General features: G+C 64.9%; 23 protein-coding genes. 6 read left to right on the top strand and 17 right to left on the bottom strand.

Annotated features, from left to right (window positions below; translation table 11 throughout):
* Positions 1 to 102: 102 nt before the first annotated feature.
* Complete coding sequence (locus UP09_RS26975) at positions 103 to 441, bottom strand: His-rich protein BRANT (protein ID WP_044541412.1); 339 nt, start codon at positions 439 to 441, stop codon at positions 103 to 105.
* A 299-nt stretch (positions 442 to 740) separates the two neighbouring features.
* Here UP09_RS26975 and UP09_RS26970 point away from each other — a divergent pair, with 299 nt between their 5' ends.
* Entirely contained in the window at positions 741 to 1,292 is a 552-nt protein-coding gene (locus tag UP09_RS26970; RefSeq protein ID WP_044541355.1) for a tetratricopeptide repeat protein, read from the top strand.
* Positions 1,293 to 1,362: 70 nt separating this feature from the next.
* Here UP09_RS26970 and UP09_RS26965 read toward each other — a convergent pair whose 3' ends face one another.
* From UP09_RS26965 to UP09_RS26925, 9 genes are all read right to left on the bottom strand, one after another.
* Positions 1,363 to 1,986 (bottom strand): DUF1932 domain-containing protein, encoded by a 624-nt coding sequence (locus UP09_RS26965; RefSeq protein ID WP_245302231.1) that lies wholly within the window; start codon positions 1,984 to 1,986, stop codon positions 1,363 to 1,365.
* 321 nt (positions 1,987 to 2,307) lie between these two features.
* A complete protein-coding gene (locus UP09_RS26960; RefSeq protein WP_082070302.1) occupies positions 2,308 to 3,507 on the bottom strand; it encodes an MFS transporter in 1,200 nt (399 codons plus the stop codon).
* Between the two features lie 234 nt (positions 3,508 to 3,741).
* A complete protein-coding gene (locus UP09_RS26955) occupies positions 3,742 to 4,005 on the bottom strand; it encodes a hypothetical protein (protein ID WP_044541354.1) in 264 nt (87 codons plus the stop codon).
* Positions 4,006 to 4,102: 97 nt separating this feature from the next.
* Positions 4,103 to 4,411: a copper-binding protein gene (locus UP09_RS26950; protein ID WP_044541353.1), complete on the bottom strand. Its 309-nt coding sequence runs from the start codon at positions 4,409 to 4,411 to the stop codon at positions 4,103 to 4,105.
* A gap of 26 nt (positions 4,412 to 4,437) precedes the next feature.
* Complete coding sequence (locus tag UP09_RS26945; protein ID WP_044541352.1) at positions 4,438 to 4,896, bottom strand: cupredoxin domain-containing protein; 459 nt, start codon at positions 4,894 to 4,896, stop codon at positions 4,438 to 4,440.
* A gap of 59 nt (positions 4,897 to 4,955) precedes the next feature.
* Positions 4,956 to 8,135, bottom strand: coding sequence for an efflux RND transporter permease subunit (locus UP09_RS26940; RefSeq protein ID WP_044541351.1), 3,180 nt, complete (start codon positions 8,133 to 8,135; stop codon positions 4,956 to 4,958).
* Positions 8,132 to 9,568, bottom strand: a complete 1,437-nt coding sequence (locus tag UP09_RS26935) for an efflux RND transporter periplasmic adaptor subunit (protein WP_044541350.1) — start codon at positions 9,566 to 9,568, stop codon at positions 8,132 to 8,134. The genes UP09_RS26940 and UP09_RS26935 overlap by 4 nt, the downstream gene beginning before the upstream one ends.
* Positions 9,565 to 9,978: a FixH family protein gene (locus UP09_RS26930; RefSeq protein WP_044541349.1), complete on the bottom strand. Its 414-nt coding sequence runs from the start codon at positions 9,976 to 9,978 to the stop codon at positions 9,565 to 9,567. The genes UP09_RS26935 and UP09_RS26930 overlap by 4 nt, the downstream gene beginning before the upstream one ends.
* A gap of 100 nt (positions 9,979 to 10,078) precedes the next feature.
* A complete protein-coding gene (locus UP09_RS26925) occupies positions 10,079 to 10,459 on the bottom strand; it encodes a hypothetical protein (protein WP_245302229.1) in 381 nt (126 codons plus the stop codon).
* A 122-nt stretch (positions 10,460 to 10,581) separates the two neighbouring features.
* On the opposite strand from UP09_RS26925, the gene UP09_RS26920 reads away from it, so the two are divergent.
* Positions 10,582 to 10,800: a GDCCVxC domain-containing (seleno)protein gene (locus tag UP09_RS26920; protein WP_044541347.1), complete on the top strand. Its 219-nt coding sequence runs from the start codon at positions 10,582 to 10,584 to the stop codon at positions 10,798 to 10,800.
* Between the two features lie 121 nt (positions 10,801 to 10,921).
* Positions 10,922 to 12,301, top strand: coding sequence for a M20/M25/M40 family metallo-hydrolase (locus UP09_RS26915; protein WP_044541346.1), 1,380 nt, complete (start codon positions 10,922 to 10,924; stop codon positions 12,299 to 12,301).
* Between the two features lie 217 nt (positions 12,302 to 12,518).
* Here UP09_RS26915 and UP09_RS26910 read toward each other — a convergent pair whose 3' ends face one another.
* Positions 12,519 to 14,111 (bottom strand): S10 family peptidase, encoded by a 1,593-nt coding sequence (locus tag UP09_RS26910; protein ID WP_044541345.1) that lies wholly within the window; start codon positions 14,109 to 14,111, stop codon positions 12,519 to 12,521.
* A 160-nt stretch (positions 14,112 to 14,271) separates the two neighbouring features.
* Here UP09_RS26910 and UP09_RS26905 point away from each other — a divergent pair, with 160 nt between their 5' ends.
* The 3 genes from UP09_RS26905 (at position 14,272) to UP09_RS26895 (ending at position 16,286) form a co-directional block, all read left to right on the top strand.
* Positions 14,272 to 15,051 carry an NAD kinase gene (locus UP09_RS26905; RefSeq protein ID WP_044541344.1) on the top strand — a complete coding sequence of 260 codons (780 nt, stop codon included), beginning with the start codon at positions 14,272 to 14,274 and terminating at the stop codon, positions 15,049 to 15,051.
* Positions 15,052 to 15,153: 102 nt separating this feature from the next.
* A complete protein-coding gene (locus UP09_RS26900; RefSeq protein ID WP_044541409.1) occupies positions 15,154 to 15,699 on the top strand; it encodes a response regulator in 546 nt (181 codons plus the stop codon).
* An 8-nt stretch (positions 15,700 to 15,707) separates the two neighbouring features.
* Complete coding sequence (locus tag UP09_RS26895) at positions 15,708 to 16,286, top strand: Hpt domain-containing protein (protein WP_044541343.1); 579 nt, start codon at positions 15,708 to 15,710, stop codon at positions 16,284 to 16,286.
* Positions 16,287 to 16,352: 66 nt separating this feature from the next.
* Here UP09_RS26895 and UP09_RS26890 read toward each other — a convergent pair whose 3' ends face one another.
* The 6 genes from UP09_RS26890 to UP09_RS26865 all read right to left on the bottom strand — a co-directional run bounded on the left by UP09_RS26890 (position 16,353) and on the right by UP09_RS26865 (position 21,936).
* On the bottom strand, positions 16,353 to 17,531 hold the full coding sequence (locus tag UP09_RS26890) for a DUF2336 domain-containing protein (protein ID WP_044541342.1): 1,179 nt from the start codon (positions 17,529 to 17,531) through the stop codon (positions 16,353 to 16,355).
* Between the two features lie 165 nt (positions 17,532 to 17,696).
* Positions 17,697 to 18,698, bottom strand: coding sequence for a transglycosylase SLT domain-containing protein (locus UP09_RS26885; protein ID WP_044541408.1), 1,002 nt, complete (start codon positions 18,696 to 18,698; stop codon positions 17,697 to 17,699).
* A gap of 92 nt (positions 18,699 to 18,790) precedes the next feature.
* The gene (locus tag UP09_RS26880) at positions 18,791 to 19,582 is read right to left on the bottom strand and encodes a c-type cytochrome (RefSeq protein WP_044541341.1); all 792 of its coding nucleotides are present in this window, start codon (positions 19,580 to 19,582) and stop codon (positions 18,791 to 18,793) included.
* Positions 19,579 to 21,204 carry a b(o/a)3-type cytochrome-c oxidase subunit 1 gene (locus tag UP09_RS26875; protein WP_044541339.1) on the bottom strand — a complete coding sequence of 542 codons (1,626 nt, stop codon included), beginning with the start codon at positions 21,202 to 21,204 and terminating at the stop codon, positions 19,579 to 19,581. The genes UP09_RS26880 and UP09_RS26875 overlap by 4 nt, the downstream gene beginning before the upstream one ends.
* Positions 21,194 to 21,757 (bottom strand): cupredoxin domain-containing protein, encoded by a 564-nt coding sequence (locus tag UP09_RS26870; RefSeq protein WP_044541407.1) that lies wholly within the window; start codon positions 21,755 to 21,757, stop codon positions 21,194 to 21,196. Before UP09_RS26870 ends, UP09_RS26875 begins: the two co-directional genes overlap by 11 nt.
* A complete protein-coding gene (locus tag UP09_RS26865) occupies positions 21,757 to 21,936 on the bottom strand; it encodes a membrane protein (protein ID WP_044541338.1) in 180 nt (59 codons plus the stop codon). The genes UP09_RS26870 and UP09_RS26865 overlap by 1 nt, the downstream gene beginning before the upstream one ends.
* Positions 21,937 to 21,938: the final 2 nt, after the last annotated feature.

The following is a 21,938-nucleotide window of genomic DNA, read 5'->3' as shown; positions in this document are numbered from 1 at the left end:
TCCGGCCCGCCGCCATTGGGGAAGCAATGGCGGGCGGGCCGGGTCTGATATCCGTGGGCGCGGCGGGGCAATGTGGATCGAACCACGCCCGGCGGATCAGGTTCAGCCGCGCTTGACCGGCGCGACGTGCTTGACCGCGACCTTCGCCTTGATGTGCTTGACGTGGCTGGTCGCGAATTTCGGCGCCTTCACCTTCAACACGCCCATGTGCTTGTGGTGACGATGATGGCGATGGTGCTTGTAGTGATGCCGGCCCATCTTCGCGTTGGCGTTCAGAACCTTCGACGGGATCTGCTCGCTCTTGATGACGGGAGCGGTCTTTGTCACGGGGGCAGACTTGGTGACAGGCGCAGGGGCGACGGTCTTGCCCTGCTCGGCGGCGAGCGCGGGAGCTGCGATGACGGACATGGCAATCAGCGCTGCGGAAATCGTCTTCAACATGGTGGTCTCCTCTTCCACGGGGATCGCGGGGTGTCCGGCCGGATGGTCGGTCTCGCCGATCAATGACGCGACCTTAGGGGTGGCGCGCTGAACCCGTTCTGAAGGACACTGACGGTGTTCATTCATGTGAATGACATCTTTGTCATGTTCGCTGCCTGCCGTTTCCAGGCCGTCCCCGGACCGGGTGACGCAAAATTGCTGGATCAACCGGGAATGTTCCGGGGCTTCCGGTATTCATGTCAGCAGGGTTCGGTGTAGGATTGCCGAGCACGATCAGAAACGATCAGGAGCGACGACGAATGAGCAAGACGACACGGTATTTGACCCTTGCGGTGCTCTCGATGGCACTTGCCGCCGGCCCCGTCATCTCGGCCTACGCCGCGGGCGGCGAAGATCCGGCCCCGCCGGCATCAGACAGCGGCAAGGCCAAGGCACCCAAGAAAGCCAAGAAGGACAAGACCTCCTCGATCGAGGACCAGACGTTCCTGGCCGGCTATCACACGGCCTACACCACGATCTATGATCGCCACGACTATGCGGGCGCGATCGAGCAGTTGAAGGCGCTCGGTCAGGACGACCGCGCCGACGTCGCCAATCTGATCGGCTATTCCTACCGCAAGCTCGGCGACTACAAGGTCTCGCAGGTCTGGTACGAGCGCGCGCTCAAGGCCGATCCGGATCATGTGCGCACCTGGCAGTATTACGGCCTCTGGCAGCTCGAACAGGGCAACCGCGAGCAGGCGCAGTATCATCTGAACAAGATCGCGCAGCTCGCCGGCACCAGCAGCGACGAATACCGCTCGCTCGCCGCCGCCCTCGAGAAGCCCCCGGGCACCGGCCTCGTCTACTGAGCGAAGAGGATTTTACGCATCAAGCCGGCGCGGTCGTGATGGCCGTGCCGGCTTTATGATTCTGTCCGCGCTACGGGCGCGGAAGCTCGGCCATCCTTGCGGCATAGGCATCGAGCACGTCGTCGGCGCTGTAGGCCTGGCGCGCCGCGAAATCATCGCGCAGGCCGAGTCCTGCCGATGTCCGGAGCCGTGCGGCGGTGGCTTCCGTCATGATCGGTTGCAGCCCGATTTCCCGCAGCCCCTCCGCGACGCCGTCCATTTCGACCGCGCGGCGCTCGGCGTGCAGTACGTCGGTGCGCACGCACATGTCGACGAATTTGCTGTAGCGCGTCGCATCCATCGGCTCGCAAATGCCGCGCAGCGCTTCGCTGCGCACGCCCGCCAGCGAGGCCGCGGTGAGCGCTTCCACGATCAGCGCCTCCATGCCCTTGGTCACCACGCTGCGCAGCATCTTTACCGCCGCTGCCGCGCCGGCCTGCGGGCCAGCGAGCTCGATCGTGAAGCCTAGCGGCGCAAACAGCTCGGCGAAGCGGGCGGCGCCATCGCCGGAACAGTACAGCGGCACCGCTGCACCGTAGATGCTGACCGCGCCCATCAGATTGGCATCGACAAAGGCGCCGCCATTCGCTGCCACGGCATCAGCGACCTCGCACTTGGCCCTCGGCGTCGACGCGTTGACGTCGACCACCAGCATGCGAGGGCGAACCAGAGCGGCAATCGATTGGCCCACCGAAACGGCAGTCGCGACCACGACCGCCGAGAACACGATATCGGCGCGCGGCGGCGATGCCCCGGAACCCGTCCGAGTAAGGTGGGCGGTTGGTCTTTCCCTCGCAAAACACCAGCGGCGCGGCAACGCCCTTGCCTGCGAGATGTGCCGCGAAGCATTGCGCTGCCTCGCCGAAGCCGACAAAGCCGATTATTTTTTGGGTCATGGCAATCAGTTAGGCAAGAAGCGTGCCCAACATCTCATACGTCGGTTTTGTCCACCCATCCTGCTGCAATCTGCGATTTCTTATCCCGAACTGGCGGCGGGCACTCCGACCACGCGCCGGCGGCGGCCGAGAACGAGCAGCAGCAGGAACGCTCCGACCGAGCACAGCATCGCGAGCTCCAGCAAGGCGCCGCTGCCGACCCGCGCGAGCAGCGCCACCAAAATTGGCGGCGCCGCCGCCGAGATCAGGTTCAGCGGCAGCGCGATGTGCGACACCGCCTTGGCAAACTCGGTCTGGTCGTAGAACACCAGCGGAATGGTCGCCCGCGACACCGCGAGCGCACCGCTGCCGAGGCCGTAGAGTGCGATGAAGGCCGCGATCGCCCAATGGGACCCGTTGCCGACCAGCAGGATCAGCATCGCGATCGGCAGCAGCGCGCCGGCGACGAGGCCCGTTGTGATGCCGTCCCAGCGCCCGCCGCCCAGGAAATCCAGCCCGCGCGCCGTCACCTGCACGATGCCGAGCGACGAGCCGAACGCGATCGCCTCCGGCGCCGACAGCCCCTCGGCCTTCAGTAGTTCGACCAGCACGGCGCTGAATCCGAAGGTCACGAAGGCATTGAGCGCGATCGACGCCACTAGCAGGAAGAAGGTGCTCCTCTCCAGCACCGGGGGCGCTTCGGACCCAGCGGCCGACTCTGCGGTCGCAGCCGGAACGATCGGCCGGCGCGGCAGTCCGAACGTATGCAGCGGCAGGCAGATCAGCAGCAGCATCGCTGCATAGACCAGGCAGGCGCCCCGCCAGCCGACATGGGCGGCGAGAAACGCCGTCATCGGCCAGAAGATCGTGCTGGAGAGCCCGGTGACCAGCATCAGGATCCCGATCGCGCCCTTCGCCTTCCGGCCCGCCACCTCGTTGAGCTTGATATGGGCGGCCGTGGTCAGGGTTGCACTTCCGGCGACGCCGAGGATCGTCCAGGCGACGACATAGAGCGCGAGCCCCTGCGCGCAGGCCAGCACGGCCAGACCGAGGGCTGCGATCGTGACGCCCACCATCATGACGCAGCGGGCGCCGAAGCGCTGGAACGGTTTTGCCAGCAACGGGGCACACAGGCCCATCGTCACGTACAGGATCGAGGTGCCGGCGAAGACGGTCGGGAGATCAAGGCGGAGATCGGCGGCAATCTGGTTGCCGACGATGGCTGGAAGCCCGATTGTGCCCCAGCTGATCAGCTGGGTAACCGCGAGGACCGGCAGGATGCGGGCGATCGCCCGGTCCATCCCAAGAAATCGTCCGCCGGGCCTTGCCCCGCTCTCCATCGCCATGCCGCCCACCGCGCCCAACCGAAATGCCTCGGCCGGCCGATTTCACATGACAATTGCAAGGACAATTGAATGGCTAAGCGCATCGGCCGACTGCGAATCCGTTATCCACCAAGCGCGCCCGCGCGGCAATCGCGCCTTGCCGGATGGCTGGAATGCCTCATCGACAGGTCTGCGACAGGACCGCGCGCGTTACGGAAAATGCTCGCGGCGGCGGTCAGTCTTTGGCCCGCGGTTCACGCTTACTGTGTTGCTCGCCGCGCCCGTATCAGGCTTGGCCGGACGGCTCGCCTGCGCGACCGCCGGGCCGCTGTCGCCGGTCTTCGGGGCCGGCGCCTGCCCCGTCGTGGTCACGCCTGATTCCGCTCGTCCGCCCGCCGAGGGGCCGGAACTCTGCGCCAACACGGTTCCCGACAGCATCAGCGCTGCTACCAGCATTGCCGCGTTGAGTGTCATGGCGAGGTCCTTCTGCGCGCGAGATGCACTGCAACGCGCCAGCCCCGATCGTGTTCCCGCACGATCGGAGCAGGCGCCCATCAGGCTCTCCCTCACCTCATTTCGACGTTTGTATCCGGGTCACGGTGTAGCCCGTGTCGCCGCTCTCGGCGTCGAACTGAACCTTGTCGCCCACCTTGACCTGCTTGAGCATCGCCGGATCCTTGACCCGGTAGACCATCGTCATCGGCTCATCCATCGCGAGGCTCCTGGCCGGACCGTGCTTGAGCGTGATCTTGCCACTGCTCTCGTCGATCTTCCTGACCTCGCCATTGATGGCCGCGCCTCGATCCGCGGCTTGGGCTGCGGCTCCGCCCAGCGCCAGCGCGAGCACGGCGGCGCCTGCCATCCGGATCATCCTGTTCATTGTCGCTTCCTTCGCAATTGCTGCTCTCACTTGACGGTGACGTGCCCGATCATCCCGTCGTCGCGATGATTGGGGATCAGGCAGGAATATTCGAATGTTCCGGCCCTGGTGAATTTCCAGAGGATCTCGGCGCTCTTCTTCGGCGCAAGCCGCACTCCGTTCGGATCGTCGTGCTCCATGTGCGGATGCTTCTTCATCAGTTCGGCATGCTTCAAATTCTCTTCCGTGGTGGCGAGCAGGAACTCATGATCCTTGGTGCCGGCGTTGCGGAGAACGAATCGGATCTGCTCGCCGCGCTTGACCTCGATGCGCGCCGGCGTGAAGTCCATTTCGTTGAGCAGGACCTCGACGGTGCGCGACGGCTTGTTGGGATCGCCCGGCTCGCCGGCCGAAAAGGATTCATGACCGTGCTTCTCGTGACTGGCGGCTGGAGCCACGATGGACAGAGCAGCGAGCGCGACCGCGATCTTGGTGAGATGATTCATGGGTGTCTCCGTGTTGTGTTATCAGCGGCAATTATCGTGGTGCATCATGATGGCTCACCTCATTCGGCAGGCTCCGGGACGCGCAATTTCGCCGTCACTTTCAGCTTTGCCGGAGGCCGCGATGTGCCCGAGGGCAGGCCAAAGCCCTTGACCAGCCCGAAGATCGCCGGAATCACGATCAGCGTCAGCAAGGTCGACGAGATCATGCCGCCGATCATCGGGACCGCGATCCGCTGCATGATCTCCGAGCCCGTGCCGGTGCTCCACATGATCGGCAGCAGCCCCGCCATGATGGCGACCACGGTCATCATCTTCGGCCGGACGCGCTCGACGGCGCCTTCCATGATCGCCTCCTGAAGATCGGCCCGGCTCAACGTCTCGCCTGCGGCGACTCGGCGTGCCCTGATCTCGGCCAGCGCCTGGTTGAGGTAGATCAGCATCACCACGCCGGTCTCGGCGGCGACACCGGCCAGCGCAATGAAGCCGACCGCGACCGCAACCGACATGTTGAAGCCGAGCGCCCAAATCAGCCAGAGGCCGCCGACCAGTGCGAACGGCAGCGACAGCATCACGATCATGGTCTCGGCGATCGAGCGGAAGTTGAGGTAAAGCAGCAGGAAGATGATCGACAGCGTCACCGGCACGACGATTCTGAGCCGCGCGGTGGCGCGCTCGAGATATTCGTATTGCCCGCTCCAGACCACGTACGTGCCCGGCGGAAACGCGATGCTCGCCTGTACCGCGCGCTGCGCGTCCGCGACGTAGCCGCCGAGATCGCGATCGCGGATGTCGACATAGATGTAGCCAGCCAGTTGCCCGTTCTCGGTCCTGATCGAGGTCGGCCCGCGAGCCGGCGTGACATCGGCTACCTCGCCGAGCGGGACCGCGCCACCGGCCGGCATCGGCACCAGGATATCGCTCGCGATCGCCTTCGGATTGTCGCGGAGATCGCGCGGATAGCGCATGTTGACCGTGAAACGCTGGCGTCCTTCCACGGTCGTGGTCACGGTCTGGCCGCCGAGCGCGGTCGCGATCGTGTCCTGCACGTCCTGCACCGCGATGCCGTAGCGCGACAGCGCCTCGCGGTTCGGCGTGATCTCGAGGTAGTAGCCGCCGAGGCCGCGTTCGGCATAGGCCGACGAGGTACCGGGAACCGCCTTCAGCACCTGCTCGATCTGTCGCGCGAGCTTGTCGATGCCGGCGAGATCGGGGCCGATGACCTTGACGCCAACGGGGGTGCGGATGCCGGTCGATAGCATGTCGATGCGCGCCTTGATCGGCATCGTCCAGGCGTTCGACACGCCGGGAAATTGCAGCGCCTTGTCCATCTCGGCGATCAGGCTGTCGATGGTCACGCCTCGCCGCCACTCGTCCTTGGGCTTGAGGTTGACGATGGTCTCGAACATCTCCGGCGGCGCCGGGTCGGTCGCCGTCGCGGCGCGGCCGGCCTTGCCGAACACCGAGGCGACCTCCGGGAAGCTCCTGATGATCCGGTCCTGGGTCTGCATCAATTCGGCCGCCTTGGTCACGGAAATGCCGGGCAGCGTCGTCGGCATGTAGAGCAGCGTGCCTTCGTTCAGGTTGGGCATGAACTCGGTGCCGAGCTGACGTGCCGGCCAGATCGAGACCGCGAGCACGCCGAGCGCCAGCAGGATCACCAGCGTCTTGGCGCGCAGCACGCCCTTGATCACGGGGCGGTAGGCCCAGATCAGGAAACGATTGATCGGGTTCTTGTGCTCGGGGACGATCTTGCCGCGGACGAAGATCACCATCAGCGCCGGAACCAGCGTCACCGACAACAGCGCCGCCGCCGCCATCGCAAACGTTTTTGTAAACGCGAGCGGGCTGAACAGCCGCCCCTCCTGCGACTCCAGCGTGAAGATCGGCGTGAACGACACGGTGATGATCAACAGGCTGAAGAACAGCGCAGGCCCGACCTCGGCGGCGGCCTCGATCAGGATCGAAACGCGCGGCCGGCCTGGCGCGGCGCGCTCCAGGTGCTTGTGCGCATTCTCGATCATCACGATCGCCGCGTCGATCATCGCGCCGATCGCGATCGCGATGCCGCCGAGGCTCATGATGTTGGAGCCGATCCCGAGCAGCTTCATGGCGCCGAACGCCATCAGCACGCCGACCGGCAGCATCAGGATCGCGACCAGGGCGCTGCGGACATGCAGCAGGAACACAACGCACACCAGGGCTACGACGATGCTCTCCTCCGCCAAAGTGCGCTTCAGCGTTTCGATCGCCGCATGGATCAGGTTCGAGCGATCGTAGACCGCAACGATCTCGACCGACTTTGGCAGGCTGCTCGCGATTTCCTTGAAGCGCGTCTTGACGTTGTCGATCACGTCGAGGGCATTGATGCCGAAGCGTTGCAGCACGATGCCGCTGGCCACCTCACCCTCGCCGTTCAATTCCGCGATGCCGCGCCGCTCGTCCGGCCCGATTTCGACGCGCGCGACGTCGCGGAGCAGCACCGGCGTTCCATTATTGGTCTTGAGCACGATGTTGCCGAGATCGTTGATGTTCTTCAGATAGCCCTTGCCGCGGATCACATACTCGAACTCGGAGAGTTCGACGGTGCGGCCGCCGACGTCGGCATTGCCGGCGCGGATCGCGTCGCGCATCTTCGGCATGGTGATGCCGAGATCGCGCATCCGCTGCGGATCGAGGATGACATTGTATTGCTTGACGAAGCCGCCGACGCTGGCGACCTCGGCGACGCCCTCGGCCTTGGCAAGCGCGAACTTCAGGTTCCAATCCTGGATCGTCCGGGTATCAGCAAGGTTCAATTGCTTTGACATCACCGCGTACTGGTAGACCCAGCCGACGCCGGTCGCGTCGGGGCCGATGGTCGGTGACACGCCGGCAGGCAGCCGCGACGCCGCGCTGTTGAGGAATTCAAGCACGCGCGAGCGCGCCCAGTAGATGTCGGTGCCGTCCTCGAAGATGACGTAAACGAAAGACACGCCGAAGAACGAGAAGCCGCGCACGACCTTCGATTTCGGCACCGTCAGCATCGCCGTGGTCAGGGGATAGGTGACCTGATCCTCGATCACCTGCGGGGCCTGGCCGGCATATTCCGTGTAGACGATCACCTGGGTGTCGGAGAGATCGGGGATCGCATCGAGCGGAAGATGGAGCAGCGCGTAGAGGCCGGCAGCCGCGGCAAAGCCGGTGCCGAACAGCACCAGCAGCAAATTGCGCGCCGACCAGGCGATGATGCGAGCGATCATGGCTTGGCTCCCGCATGTCCCGGCATCTCTGTCGCTTGCGCGCCGCCGGACTCGGCGAATCCCTTCAACGCCGCCTTCAGATTGCTCTCGGCATCGATCAGGAAATTGGCTGAGGTCACGACGGCATCGCCTTCCGCGACGCCTTCGGTCACCTCGACGAATCCGCCGCCGCGACGGCCAAGCTTGACCTCACGCGGCTCGAAGCGGCCCTCGCCTTTGTCGATAAGAACGGCCTGTCGCGAGCCGCTGTCGAGCACCGCGCTTTCCGGCACGGCGAGCACCGCGCCCGGCGTCCCGGTCTCGATCTCCGCATCGACATACATTTCCGGCCGCAGCAGCTCGTCGGGATTGGGCACCTCGACGCGAATACGCGCGGTGCGGGTCTGCGCCATCAAATGCGGATAGATCAGCGCCACCTCCCCGGTGAAGGTCTGGCCGCCCAGGGCGCGCGGCTTGATCGTGACCTTGGTCCCAACGGCGACCTGCGCGAGGTCGCGTTCGGCGATGTCGATAAGCACCCAGACCAGGCGATGGTCGGAAATCCTGAACAGCACATCGCCCGGCCCCGCCCGCATCCCGTTGACCGCGTTGCGCTCGAGAATTTCGCCATCCTGCGGCGCAAGCCATGGGATCGAGAGCGAAATCTCTCTGCTACGTTCGAGCTCCTTGATCGCCGGTTCCGGCGTTGCGAGATTCTCAAGTCTGCGACGCGCGCCCTTCAACTCTTTTCCGGTGGCGCCGGCATTGATCGCCGATAGATATTCGGCGGCGGCACTGGACAGCGCGGGGCTGTACACGTTCAGGAGCGGCTGCCCCTTGTGGACGTGATCGCCCGTGGTGACGTTGGCGACGCTTTCCACAAAGCCCTCGAAGCGCAGTGCGACGACCGAGGTGCGCCGCTCGTCCTCCTGGATGGTCCCAGGCGCCCGGATGATCGATCGCACGGGTTGCCGCACGACCGGCTCGGATTTGGCGCCGGTGCGCTGGATCTTGCCGGGCGAGAGTTTGACCGAACCATCATCGCTGTCATCGCCGTCATAGACGGCGATGTAATTCATCCCCATGGAATCCTTCTTCGGCACCGGCGAGGTGTCGGGAAGCCCCATCGGATTGCGATAATATTTGACCTTGCGCTCACTCTTTGCGCTGGCGGGATTCATGTCCGCAGATCGCGCGGGATCTCCAGAACCGACATCGGCATCGCCTGATACGGCCAGATAGTCGCGCCCGTCAGGCGTCTCCTTCGGTGTCAGCGAGTACAGCGGCTTGCCGTCCGGATCGCGGAAATAGATCGGCGCGCCGGCCTCCGCGGCGTGCGCGGCCGGGACAATGGCTGTGATCGCCGGTCGCGGCAGTAGGCCGTGACCGATCCATGCGACGCCTGCCGCTGCGAGGATCGCAGCGGCAGCGCCGGCCCAAGCGAGGCGGCTCATTTCTCGGCCGTCACGACGAGTTTGTTTTCGACCGAACCGATCTCGCCCTGCACCTTCGCACCGAGCGAGAGCTGCCAGCGTCCAGCCATGCCGAAGGTGGCCTTGAACCGGTAGGTGCCGGGCTCGGTCCCCGGCATCGGCGTCACCTTGGTGACCATCTCCTGCATGGCGTCAGGCGCCATGTCGAGCCGCGTTGCGAAGATGACGGCATCAGGGACGGACTTTCCGGTCGTCCTGTCGACCAGCCGCACCGTGACGATGCGATCGGCGCCGACCTGGACGGTCGGCTGCGTGAGCTGGAATTCGTAGTTCTTGATCTCGGCGTGCGCGGGCGAACCCGCCAGGGAAGTACTCAAGGCAGCACCGATCAGCGCGGCGGCAGCGGCGCGCACCAGGTTGGAAGTCGTCATGGTTGTTATCCTCGATACGTCTGATTGGCCGCGTCAGCGGCATGCGACGACACGCGCGCCAACGGGCGCACGCGTCAGCGATCAGGCGCTTGCGCGCCCGTCAGACGTTGGTTCGAGGTGGATGGTCCGGTGGCTTGGCGCCGAGGCCGTCAAGCAGCCGGTCGTCATGCGCGGCGAACTGGCTCCGCAACGGATGACGCTCGACGAGCGTAGCAGCCCCTGTTGGGACCGGCAGCGGCACGCTCAGCATGCAAAGCGCGGCGAACGGACAGCCATCGCAGGTCTTGCTCTTGGTCTGGTCCGGACAGCACGGCATGTCGTCAGACATGGCGTGCATCTCGTCGGACATGGTCCGCATCGTGGTCGCCGCAGCATCCGGCATCATCCTGGCAAATGCCGGCGCCACGGGCGCGAGCAAAAGCCCGGCCGCGACGAGCAGCAGAATCCAGAGATTGGCGAGACGCCTCACATGCATACCCATTTGTCGCATGTTCGCGTACAACCTGCAAATCCGTCCGAGATCACGATCTCGCCAGAGGCACGGATACTTGATGGGTGCGATGACCGTACGATATGAGCGGTTAACCAACGTATCAGCGACGCATGCAACTCGTCTCGACCCTCATTTGCCCGGCTTGCGGATTTGCCGCCACCGAAACCATGCCGACCGACGCCTGCCAGTTCTTCTACGACTGCCAGGGCTGCGGCATCCGTCTCAAGCCGAAGCCCGGCGATTGCTGCGTGTTCTGTTCCTACGGGTCGGTGGCGTGCCCGCCGGTCCAGGCGGACGGAACCTGCTGCGACAAGTCCGGTCAGGCCTGAACGATCGCGATTGACGTCTCGCCTGTTGATTGTCCCTTTGGAGAGACGTAGAGCGCTCATGCAATCGGACGCTTGTCGCGCCCCCGTCTCCCGGTGGCCGCTCCAATATCAGGTGCTCATCATGGCTTCTTCCGACCCATTGGCTGCCGTATTCGCGCATATCGAATCCAACCGCGACAGCTTCCTGCAGCGCCTGATCGCCTATCTGCGCCATCCGAGCATCAGCGCCGAGAACATCGGCATCGCCGAGGTCGGCGCCCTGCTTGTCGAGATGCTCACAGGGATCGGTCTCGACGCCGGTCTTGTCCCCACCGAGGGTTATCCGATGGTGGTGGCGCGCTGGGAGAAGGCGCCTGGCAAGCCGACCGTATTGCTCTACGGACATTACGACGTGCAGCCGGCCGATCCGATCGAGAAATGGATCTCGCCGCCGTTCGAGCCGACGATCCGGGACGGCAGGCTCTATGCGCGCGGCGTCGGCGACAACAAGGGCCAGCACTTCGCCCAGATCCTGGCGATCGAATCCCATCTCAGGGTGCACGGCGAACTGCCCTGCAACGTCATCCTGCTGCTGGAGGGCGAGGAGGAGATCGGCAGCCCGCATATCGCCGGTTTCGTGCGTGCCAACGCGCATCTGTTGAAGGCCGATCTCGCCGTCACCGCCGACGGCCCGCGCCATGCCAGCGGCGCGCCGACGATCAAGTTCGGCTCGCGCGGCGTCGTCTCCTTCGAGCTGCGCTGTCGCCATGCCAACCGCGATGTCCATTCCGGCAATTTCGGCGGCGTCGTGCCGAACCCGATCTGGACGCTGGTTCACCTGCTCGGCACGATGAAGAACGCGGCCGGGGAGATCACCATCGAGGGGCTGCATGATGCCATCGAGCCGCCGGCATCAGAGGAATTGGCGGCGATCGAGCGTCTGCCGCTCGATATCGAGGCCATCAAGAACAGCCTTGCCCTGAAGCGCCTCGACGCGCCTGCCGACCGGCCCTTCTACGACCGTCTCTGCTTCCAGCCGACGCTCACCATCAACGGTTTCCACGGCGGCTATGGCGGCCGCGGCAGCAAGACGGTGCTGCCGAACGAGGCCTTCGTGAAATGCGACATTCGCCTCGTCGAGGCGCAGGACGCCGAGGACATCCTGCGCAAGGTCCAGGCCCATGTGGCGAAACATGCCCCCGAGGTCGAGTTCGTCGCTCAGGAGATGGGAATGCAGCCCTCGAAGACGCCGATCGCCTCGCCCTACACCGCGTCGCTACGCCGCGCCTTCGTCGCCGCCCATGGCGAGGAGCCGCTACTGGTCCCAGCCGGCTTCGGCAGCCTGCCCAACTACGTCTTCACCAAGCTGCTGGGCATCCCTGCCTTCGTCACGCCCTATGCCAATCCGGACGAAGCCAACCATGCGCCGAACGAGAACATGACGCTGGACTGCTTCTACAGCGGCTTGCGGACGGGGGCCGCATTGTTGCATGAGCTCGGCCAGTTCCGGCACGAGGGCTAATGTCGCGAGAACGCGGATGTATGGATCGCAAGCGGTGCAACAAATGCGGTGTCGTCCCGGGCTTGACCCGGGACCCATAACCACAAATGCGAGTTGCGTTACGATGCTGGGGTCGCGATCCCTTTCACAACCGAACCCTGTGGTTATGGGTCCCGGCTTTCGCCGGGACGACGAGTTAGCGTTGCCGCGGGCAACGCAATCCACGTCAGGGCGCCACTCACTTCATCAACGCCTCGACCTCCTTGCGGAACGCCTGGCGCGAGCCGTCGCGGGAGTAGAACATGTGGCCGCCGGGATAGACCACGAGCTTGGTGCGGTCGCGGCCTACGAAGGCCGGCAGCTGGTCGAGGATGATCTTCGAGGCGAAATACGGCGTGGCGAGATCGAACAGGCCGTGCCCGATCAGGAGCTTCAGTTTCGGATCGAGCGCCAGCGCCTGGCGCAGCTGCGTCACCGACTCCGCCGGCGCGGTGCCGCGGCCGAAATCCCAGGCCTTGTTCACGCTCTCACTGAGCAATTGATAGGAGCCATCGGGGCGCCAGTTCAGCTTGCGCGTGGTGAGATCGACGGCGGCGCTGGTCAAGGGCGCCATCAGGGGATCGCCGGAGGGATCGCCGAAATGGAAGTAGCTGGAATCGGGATAGGGATCGAAGCCTTCGACAGAGGCGTCGTAACGTCCCGTCACCTTGCCGTTCTTGCGATCGAACTCCCTGCGGAATTCGCCGATGTCGAAACGCCCGACGAGCCTGCGGCTCACGGCCTGGTCGATGCCGGTGAAGCTTGCGACCTTGTCGGCGAGCCGCGTGGTGGCCTCAGCGTCGGCCTGGCCCTTGACGAGGTCGAGCAGGAAATCGCTGCGTGCGTAGGCTTCGACGTCGGCGAGATTCTCGCGCGTCACCGGCCCCTTGGCCTGTCGCGCCACCGCCGTCATGGTCGGCAGACTCGCGACATATTGCAGGATGCTGGAGCCGGAATAGTCGCGGAAGTCGAGCACCGGCGAGATCAGGACCAGGCCGCGCACGCCGACGCCCTGCTGCATTTGCAGATTGTGCACGACCTTGGGCCCGCGAATGCCGCCATAGCTTTCGCCGGCGACGTATTTCGGCGATGGCAGCCGGTCGTATTTCTCCAGCCAGCGGCGGATCACCAGCGCGACCGAATTGACGTCACCATCGACGCTGAAGAAGCGCTTGCGGACGTCTTCGGCCGTGGTGACGAAGCGGCTGTAACCGGTGCCGACCGGATCGATGAAGACGAGATCGGTGAAGTCGAGCCAGGTGTCGGCATTCGGCGACAGCTCGGGCGAGGCCGACGACACCGCGGCTTCGCCGTCGAACGAAAGCCGCCACGGCCCGACATTGCCGAATTGCAGCCAGGCCGACGCCGATCCGGGTCCGCCGTTGAACAGGAACGTCACGGGACGGTTCGCCTTGTCGGCGCCGTCGAGCTGGTAGGAGGTGTAGGCGATGTCGGCCAGCGGCTCGCCCTTGTCGTCGAACACGCGGATCGAGCCGGCCGTGGCGGTGAAGGCGAGCGTGCGGCCCGGCAATGCCAGCGACTGTTTGGTGGTGGAATCCGGCGGCAGGCGATGCGGTTCGGCGGTGGACGTGTTGGCAGAGGCGCTGGCATTGGGGCCGGCCTCGCCGCCGCGCCCTGCCCGGCCCTTCTGGCCGCTCGGGGGCTGCGTGCTCGAGGTCTGTGCGCTCGGCGATGGCTGCGGCTGCGGGGTCTCGTCGTCGGCGCGCGCCGCGGTCACAAGGCAGGCCACCAGCAGTGCGGCTGCGAGCCGTGTCGCAAAACTGTTAGCCATGTCGTTCACTCCCTGCGCCCAGATTTACGGATTCCCCTGCAAACTGCGATAGCTTGGCGACATCCGCAAGACATGAGACCATCCGACCCCCATCTCGACAAGGCCGCCGGGGATGTATAGACGAGCGCGGCGTAATCAGTGGCAAACGAGTTCGTGAGCGATGGCTAGCCCCAAGCGCTATGACAAGATCGCCTTCGTCGCCAGCGCCAGCGTGGAAGCGCAAGCCGCGCTCGAGCAGCTCACCGCCGCGCATGGCAACCACCCGATCGACAGCGCCGACGTCGTGGTCGCACTCGGCGGCGACGGATTGATGCTGCAGACGCTGCACGCCCAGATGCGCAGCAGCAAGCCGATCTACGGCATGCATCGCGGCACGGTCGGCTTCCTGATGAACGAATATTCGACGCACGATTTGCGCACGCGGCTTCAAGCAGCCCGGGAGTCGCTGATCAATCCGCTGCTGATGCGCGCCACCGACATCCACGGCGCCGTGCACCTGCATCACGCCATCAACGAGGTCGCGCTGTTCCGGCAGACCTATCAAGTGGCAAAACTGCGCATCCTGATCGATGAGCGTGAGCAATTGCCGGAGCTGCTGGCGGACGGCATCCTGGTGGCGACGCCGGCCGGATCGACCGCTTACAATCTCTCCGCCGGTGGGCCGATCCTGCCGCTCAATGCGGCGCTGCTGGCGCTGACCCCGATCAGCGCGTTCCGGCCGCGGCGCTGGCGCGGCGCGCTGCTGCCGAACTCCGCCTTCGTGGTGATCGAGGTGATCGAGGGCGACAAGCGCCCGGTGGCCGCGGTCGCCGACCACGACGAGGTCCGTGACGTCCGCCGCGTCGAGGTGCTGTCCGACAAGACCATCGCGATGCGGATGCTGTTCGACCCCGGCCACTCGCTCGAAGAGCGCATCCTGCGCGAGCAGTTCGGGCACTGATGGCGGCGTCCCCTCGCGGCAACCAATCATTAACCTCGGGCAGGATATGGTTAATTTCGGGTAATACCGCGTTGGCCCGGTATGCCCGTTCAGGACCGGACCATGTATCGCATCGACTTCAACAAGCTGCGATTTCTGATTTGCGACGACAATCCGCACATGCGCCGCATCCTGCGGACGCTGCTGCATTCGTTCGGCGCGCGCGAAGTCTACGAATCCGAGGACGGCGCCACCGCGCTCGAAATGTACACCCATTACGTGCCCGACATCGTCATCACCGACTGGTCGATGCCGATCTTCGACGGGCTTGAGCTGGCGCAGATGATCCGGCAACCGGAATCCAAGGGCAATCCCTACGCGCCGATCATCATGCTGACCGGGCACTCCGAGAAGCGCCGCGTGACCGTCGCGCGCGACGCCGGCGTCACCGAATTCCTGGCCAAGCCGATCTCGGCCAAGGGGCTCTACCAGCGGATCCTCAACGTGGTCGCCAATCCGCGGCCGTTCATCAAGACCAAGACCTATTTCGGCCCCGACCGCCGCCGCAACACCACCAACGCCTATATCGGCCCCGAGCGCCGCGGCAGTGGCGAGGTCGAGGTGATGCAACAGCCGTCGCTGCTCGATAAAGCGCGCACGAGCATCTAGGAGCCGTCATGACCAAAGACAAACCCGGCACGATCGAGGTCAAGAGCTTCGGCACGCACCACGTGATCACCCAGCCGAACCCGCTGCGCAAGGTGCTGCTGCGTGTCCCAGAGAGCGATCTCGACGATCCGGTCGGGCGCGCGGAGAAGGCGCTGGCCGGGCTGTCGGGCGAGTTCAAGGACTGGATGACGGTCGAGGCCGACCGCCTCTCCGCCGCTTATGCCGAGGTGCAGCGCACAGGTTTCAACCGTGAGACGCGCGAAGAGCTGTTCCGCGCCGCCCACGACATCAAGGGCGATGCCGCGACGTTCGGTTATCCGTCGGCGGCTGTGGCGGCGGAAAGCCTGTGCCGCATCATCGAGCACGCGCCGGATCTCAAGGCGGTACCGCCAGCGCTGATCGCGCACCACATCAATGCCGTGCAGGCGATCGTGCGCGAGCGTACCAAGCTCGACACCGTTGTTGTATCAAGCGTGCTGAGCAAGCAGCTGCGCGGCATCACCGACGAATTCCTGACCTACGCCAACCGCGACCGGCCCGAGCATCTCGAGGCTATCCTGGCGCCGAGCATCGTGCCGAACGAATAGCGGCGCGCGATTGGTCACCGCAGTTGCGGCAGCCGCTTCAATCGCCATCTGTTGCTGAAATGCGGCTTAAGCCGCGATGAGATCGTCGTAAGGCAGCGCCGCGATCGCGTCTTCGGCGGCGAGCTCATCGCAGAACATCCGCGCATCCTCCCGCGCCGATTCCGTCGCAAAGCGGCGCAACAGGATCAGCAAGGGTTCGGCGGCGGAATGGTCGGTCTCGCAATGCGTCAGCACCCGCTCCACCATGCGGCGATGCAGCCGCGCCGCACCGTCGCCGCTGTCGACATAGCCCATCTCGTGGGTGGCCTCGAGCGCAACACGAAATGCCGCGAAAGTAGAGTCCGGCAAGCCGGCGCGGATCAGCAGCGCCTGCAGGCCGCTGCCGCCGCGATCGTTCAGCAGCGCCGACACGCGCGCATGGGGCAGCCCCGACAATTCGGCGAGCGCCGCCCCGAACAGCTCGAGGTTGCCGGACAACAATGCACGCAGGATCAGTCCGGCGGTGAGCTGGCCGGTGGCGCGCAGATGGGTGATCAGGCCGCGCATGTCCTCGCCGAACGATTGCGCCGCGATGTTCACCGTGGAGCGTTCGCGCGCCTCGCCCGTGACCCGTTCCGCCCGATCGGCGCCGAGCCAGTTCCGCGCCACCGCGAATTGCGCCAGCGTGTCGGACAGCTTGGCGACCAGCACCATGCGCGTCGCCGACGGCAGGTCCTCGAGCTGCAGCAGCGATTCCCTGATCGCCGCGAGATGACCGTGGCGCTCGGCGATGCGGTCCCAGGAGAACGGCGCGAGGCCGGCGTATGGATTCTCGATCAGCTCGAGCGCCGCCGCCGGCGAACCGACTTCGGCGATCGCGGCGGAGACCGAGGCCGGCAGATTGATGCGGCGCGCGATCGCGCATTGCATCTCATCGTTGCCGGTCGCGACGAGGTCGACGAGGTCGGCATCGATCAGAAGTGGGGAATGTTCCAGCACCGGAAGCGCGATCGAGGGCTGGTCGACCGACAAGGCCTGCACGATCGCGGCGGGCGCCTCGGCGCTGCGCGCGAACACATCGGCCATCGCCTGCCGCACCAGCGGGGACGGATCGTCGAGCAGCATCAGCAGCGCGCCTTCGGCTGCGATGCGATCCTCCTCGGTGAGATCCGAAATGAGCCAGGCCCGCGCCAACGCCCGGGTTGCCTCTGCCCGCTCGCCTGCGGGAGCGGTCCTAATCCAACTAATGAACTGCCGAACGATCATGGTCCTGCCGGCTTACGCAACGAGACGGCATCGGCAACGCGATGCCACTACAAGGAAAAATAAACCATGACGCTTAACAAAGGGTTCACCATAAACGTTTGGGATTATTGACGTTTCGTTAAGACGCCCGAGGCCCGTGAAGGACGCGCGCGGGCCACAGCGTCGCTAGCCGCTGCTGTAGGTGCCGGAGGGATCGCTAAACAGGTCGAGCCGACCGGTCGCGCGGCCCGTGGTCGCCGCCGATGCGGTCGTTGACGACGAACTGCCCCACAACTCCTGCACCACAGGCGAAATCGGCTCTGAACGTTCGCCGCCCTGGAACAGCGAGCGGAAGGCCGGCACCTGCTGCGCGGACGCCGTCGTCTGCGAGGTCGCACTCACCGGCGTGACCGCCGGGAAGGTCGAGAGATAGGACGCGGTGTCCATGGTCAGCGCAGGCGTCGGCGTTGCACTTGCGACCGCATAGGGGTTCGTCGTCTCGCCGCCGCCCGCCGCGGCGAAGGCGGTCCGCGTATCCTTCGAATTTGCGGCGGCGGCATAGCGCGTGGTCAGGACCGAATAGACCTGCGAGACGCTGCGCGCACTTCCCGACTTGTCATAGAAGATCGACTGGTTGGCGGAGGCGGCTTTCGGAAACATCGCAGCCGCATTGGCGCTCGGTGAGTCCTCGGCGCTCGAAATCAGCTTGGCGGCGCCGCCGACCCCCATGAAGTGGGCCATGTAGAGCTCGGAGTCGGTCGGGCGGCGGCCGAGCTTGCCGGTGAGCTTGAAGCTGTTGGATTGGGTCAGCGCCGCCGCCATCGACGACGACGCATCGGCATTGTCGCGCAGCTTCATGATCGCGTTGCGCGCGGAGGGATCACTGACCGAATAGCTGCCGTCGGAATTCCTGGTGATGGCGTCGGCATATTTGCCGTAACCGAGCTGGCCGCCGGCCTCCTTGACGGTGCCGAGCCAGGTCTGGTCGATGAATTGATAAAGCCCGTGTGCCGACGACGTCGAGGCGCCGGCCTGCGGATTGAAATTGGATTCCATCTTGGCGGTCGTGAGCAGATATTCGAAGCTCGTGCCGGTGGTCGAGGCCGCCTGCTTGATCGAGTTCGCGATCTGCAGGCGTGAGGAATCGACACCTGCCGCAGCCGAGGCATTGATTGTGTCGACCGCCATCTGTCCGATGCCTTGGCGGGCGCCGGCAATCGGCACCCAAGCCCTGTCAGCTTGCCGCAATTATGGTTAATGGCGCGTTAAGGTATACCCCATCAGGGCTGGGCCGCGTAGTAGCGCGCAGCCTGGTCGATCTCCTCGGGCGTCATCTGGCGGGCGACGTTGCGCATTTGCTGGCTGATGTCGTTGCGCCGCGCGCCCGACGCGAGGCTCTGCAGCTGTGCCTTGATGTAAACCGCCGACTGACCGCCGAGCCAAGGGCTGCCCGCCTTGTTGTCGATGTCGCCGTGACAAGAGCCGCAGGGCGGTATGTTGCGCATCGGCGCCCCCGTCACCACGATCGCCGGCGCCGGAAGCCCGGCATTGAGATTGTTCGAGGGCACCCGCGGCAGATAGGCGTAGTAAGCCGCGACGTCCTTCATGTCCTGGTCGCTTATCGCCGCCGCGAACGGGCTCATCACCACGCTGACCCGCGCGCCAGCCTTAAAGTCGTTGAGCTCCTTGTAGGTCACCGCGGCGAACTGCCCGGCGAGGTTCGGCGAGTTGGCGTCGCTGACGCCCTGCGGTCCGTGGCAGATCGCGCAGCGCTGCGACAGCGTCGCGCCTCGCCCGATCGAGACCTGGTCGGGCTTGGTCAGCATTTCCGAAGTCATCACGACGTTGGAGGTCCTGAACTCCGGCTTGATGGAGGCGTCCTGCACCGTCGCGCGCGGCACGCCGGCCGCGCTGCAGATCGCATCCCAGATGCCGCTGAGTTTCAGGTCCGGCTGCGCCAGCGGCAGCCAGATCAGGCCCACGACCGCCGAGAACGCGGCAATTCCAACCGTGATACCGACGCCGGCGACGAACCAGGGATTGCGCAGCGAGACCAGCGGCTGATCGCTCATCGGCTCGCTCCGACGTAGACTGCGGGCACGCTGGTCTCGTTCAGCACCATCAGTTGCGCGATCGGAAAGCCGTAATTCACGACGGTGAGGCCGATCATCAGCGCAAGCCATAGCCCGAAGGAATTGAGTGCGACCGGGATCCGCGCGGGCATGTGCAGAGGCACACTAAAGCGGTACGCACCCGCCTCCCCCCTCGTGCCGAATTGTCCGCGGATCAGCACGAGCATGAAGAGAATGCCGGATACCAGCAGGATGAATCCGCCGATGGCCGACACCACGACCGAAAAGGCCTGCGGCGAGATCGCGGGATTGGCGTAGTCGTAGAAGGCCATACGGCGCGGCATGCCGAGAATGCCGACATAGTGCCACGGGAACGTGGTGACGATCATGCCGATGAACCACAGCCAGAGCTGCGCGCGCATCAGGCCGAAGCTTTCGAGCGCACGGCCGGTCAGATGCGGCCACAGATCATAGGCGATCGCGAAATACATGATCACGATGGCACCGCCGAAGATCAGGTGGAAATGGCCGGTGATCCATTGCGTGTTATGCACGCTGGCGTCGAGCTGATAGCTCATGTTGATGAGGCCCCCGGCGCCGCCGAAGCCGAGCATGACCAGCGACAGCGCGGTCGCGAGCATGATCGGATTGGACCACGGCAACGCCGTGATCCAGCCGAACGCGCCCCGCCCGCCGCGCAGCCGGCTTGCAATCTCAGCCGACGCGCAGATCGTGAACACCGTGAGCAGCGTCGGCAGCGCGACGAGGCCGGTAAACGCCGAATGCATGAACTTGAAGCCGGCGCCCACTTGCGGATCGGCGAACAGGTGATGAACGCCGATCGGCATCGCCACCACGACAAACAGGATAAAGGAAATCCGCGCCATCGCATCGCTGTAGAGCCTGCCGCCGATCGCGCGCGGGAAGATCGTGTAATAGGCGATATAGGTCGGCATCAGCCAGAAATAGACAATCGCGTGCAGCGTCCACGAGAAGAACACGCGCGCCAGGCCGGCATCGATCGTCGACTTGAACCCTAGCGCCACCGGCAGGATCTGCAGCAGGATTTCCAGCGCCGCACCGACCGCGGTCCAGCCCCACAAATAGGAGCCCGCGACATTGGCGAACATCGGAAGCGGCACCGGCTTGCCCGGGTTGTCGCGCTTCCAGATCGTGAAATTGATCGACGTCAGCGCGACCCAGATCCATGAGCCGACCACGACCATCACGACGCCGATGTAATAGAAGGGATTGCCGATCATCGGCGGATAGAAGGTGTAGAGCACCGAGGCGAGCCCGAGCGACACCGGAACCATCGCGACAACAGCGCCGACGGCAACCAGCAGGAAGCCGACCCAGGCCCAGCGCCGTCCGACCAGCGGCTTCTCCAGCGACGCCTCGGTGATGGCGTAACCAAACCCCATCGCGATCAAGGTCGGAAAGACATAGCCCATCGCCGAGCCATGCGCGGTGACCGAGCGATAGTAGAGCTCGGGATTGAAGTGCCAGGCATTCAGCGGACTGCGCACGAACATCTGCCAGGCGCCGAGCACCAGCGCCACGGCAAACACGATGAAAGCGAGCCAAAAGTGCGCGAGGATAAGCCGCTTGTTAGTCAACACAGGTCAGCCTCCGCTTTGCCGCAGCCATGTTCAGGAATGCGGCCTTGTCGACGACCTTGACCTTGCCCCACATGCCCTGATGGCCGATGCCGCAGAATTCCTGACACGGCATCATATGCTCGCCGGGCGCCTTGAAGCGCACCTGAAGCGCCGAGACATAACCGGGCACCAGCATGGTGTTGATGTTGGTACCCTCGATCAGGAAGCCATGCACGACGTCGGCGCTGGTGGCGCGGAAGGTGACCGGCGTCTCCGACGGCACCACGACGCATTGCGGCGTAAAGGAATATTGCTGCCCGATCGCACGCACCGTGACGGAGCCGTCGGCTTCCACCGCGCTGCCGAGATTGCTCTCGATAAACTCGCCCGCAAGATGCAGCGTCTTGGGATCGGCGGTCTCGACATGGCCCTGCGGCATCGTCGCCTGATGGATGCCGATATACGCCGCCATGCCGACCAGCAGGCCGACGATGATGATCGACAGCGTAGCCCAGCGGCGCTCGATCCGCGCCGTGACGGCTTCGCCGGGGCTGTGCTCCGTCTCGGTTGCCATCAGCCCGTGCTCCGCGGCAGGAACACCAGCAGATAGAATGCAAACCAGAGCCCGATCACGATGGCCGTCGCAATGCCGGCCACCGCGACCGCGCCGCCCGGACCAGCGCGCACGATGACTTCGACCGCCTCGTCTTCCGAGCCGGTTACCGACGATTGCGGCGAAGATGAATTGATCATGA

It is taken from the genome of Bradyrhizobium sp. LTSP885 (genome assembly GCF_000938305.1).
In the GTDB taxonomy this organism is placed as follows: Bacteria; Pseudomonadota; Alphaproteobacteria; order Rhizobiales; family Xanthobacteraceae; genus Bradyrhizobium.
Note: the sequence above shows the minus strand (reverse complement) of the source record. Positions and strands in the feature narration are given on the sequence as shown.

What these genes read in the sequence shown, in the direction of transcription:
- UP09_RS26865 (WP_044541338.1), bottom strand. Translation starts at nt 21,936, where the DNA reads ATGATCAATTCATCTTCGCCGCAATCGTCGGTAACCGGCTCGGAAGAC.
- UP09_RS26925 (WP_245302229.1), bottom strand. Translation starts at nt 10,459, where the DNA reads ATGGGTATGCATGTGAGGCGTCTCGCCAATCTCTGGATTCTGCTGCTC.
- UP09_RS26930 (WP_044541349.1), bottom strand. Translation starts at nt 9,978, where the DNA reads ATGACGACTTCCAACCTGGTGCGCGCCGCTGCCGCCGCGCTGATCGGT.
- UP09_RS26915 (WP_044541346.1), top strand. Translation starts at nt 10,922, where the DNA reads ATGGCTTCTTCCGACCCATTGGCTGCCGTATTCGCGCATATCGAATCC.
- UP09_RS26920 (WP_044541347.1), top strand. Translation starts at nt 10,582, where the DNA reads ATGCAACTCGTCTCGACCCTCATTTGCCCGGCTTGCGGATTTGCCGCC.
- UP09_RS26935 (WP_044541350.1), bottom strand. Translation starts at nt 9,568, where the DNA reads ATGAGCCGCCTCGCTTGGGCCGGCGCTGCCGCTGCGATCCTCGCAGCG.
- UP09_RS26910 (WP_044541345.1), bottom strand. Translation starts at nt 14,111, where the DNA reads ATGGCTAACAGTTTTGCGACACGGCTCGCAGCCGCACTGCTGGTGGCC.
- UP09_RS26965 (WP_245302231.1), bottom strand. Translation starts at nt 1,986, where the DNA reads ATGCTGGTGGTCGACGTCAACGCGTCGACGCCGAGGGCCAAGTGCGAG.
- UP09_RS26890 (WP_044541342.1), bottom strand. Translation starts at nt 17,531, where the DNA reads ATGATCGTTCGGCAGTTCATTAGTTGGATTAGGACCGCTCCCGCAGGC.
- UP09_RS26955 (WP_044541354.1), bottom strand. Translation starts at nt 4,005, where the DNA reads ATGACACTCAACGCGGCAATGCTGGTAGCAGCGCTGATGCTGTCGGGA.
- UP09_RS26960 (WP_082070302.1), bottom strand. Translation starts at nt 3,507, where the DNA reads ATGGACCGGGCGATCGCCCGCATCCTGCCGGTCCTCGCGGTTACCCAG.
- UP09_RS26950 (WP_044541353.1), bottom strand. Translation starts at nt 4,411, where the DNA reads ATGAACAGGATGATCCGGATGGCAGGCGCCGCCGTGCTCGCGCTGGCG.
- UP09_RS26975 (WP_044541412.1), bottom strand. Translation starts at nt 441, where the DNA reads ATGTTGAAGACGATTTCCGCAGCGCTGATTGCCATGTCCGTCATCGCA.
- UP09_RS26945 (WP_044541352.1), bottom strand. Translation starts at nt 4,896, where the DNA reads ATGAATCATCTCACCAAGATCGCGGTCGCGCTCGCTGCTCTGTCCATC.
- UP09_RS26895 (WP_044541343.1), top strand. Translation starts at nt 15,708, where the DNA reads ATGACCAAAGACAAACCCGGCACGATCGAGGTCAAGAGCTTCGGCACG.
- UP09_RS26970 (WP_044541355.1), top strand. Translation starts at nt 741, where the DNA reads ATGAGCAAGACGACACGGTATTTGACCCTTGCGGTGCTCTCGATGGCA.
- UP09_RS26880 (WP_044541341.1), bottom strand. Translation starts at nt 19,582, where the DNA reads ATGAGCGATCAGCCGCTGGTCTCGCTGCGCAATCCCTGGTTCGTCGCC.
- UP09_RS26870 (WP_044541407.1), bottom strand. Translation starts at nt 21,757, where the DNA reads ATGGCAACCGAGACGGAGCACAGCCCCGGCGAAGCCGTCACGGCGCGG.
- UP09_RS26905 (WP_044541344.1), top strand. Translation starts at nt 14,272, where the DNA reads ATGGCTAGCCCCAAGCGCTATGACAAGATCGCCTTCGTCGCCAGCGCC.
- UP09_RS26885 (WP_044541408.1), bottom strand. Translation starts at nt 18,698, where the DNA reads ATGGCGGTCGACACAATCAATGCCTCGGCTGCGGCAGGTGTCGATTCC.
- UP09_RS26940 (WP_044541351.1), bottom strand. Translation starts at nt 8,135, where the DNA reads ATGATCGCTCGCATCATCGCCTGGTCGGCGCGCAATTTGCTGCTGGTG.
- UP09_RS26900 (WP_044541409.1), top strand. Translation starts at nt 15,154, where the DNA reads ATGTATCGCATCGACTTCAACAAGCTGCGATTTCTGATTTGCGACGAC.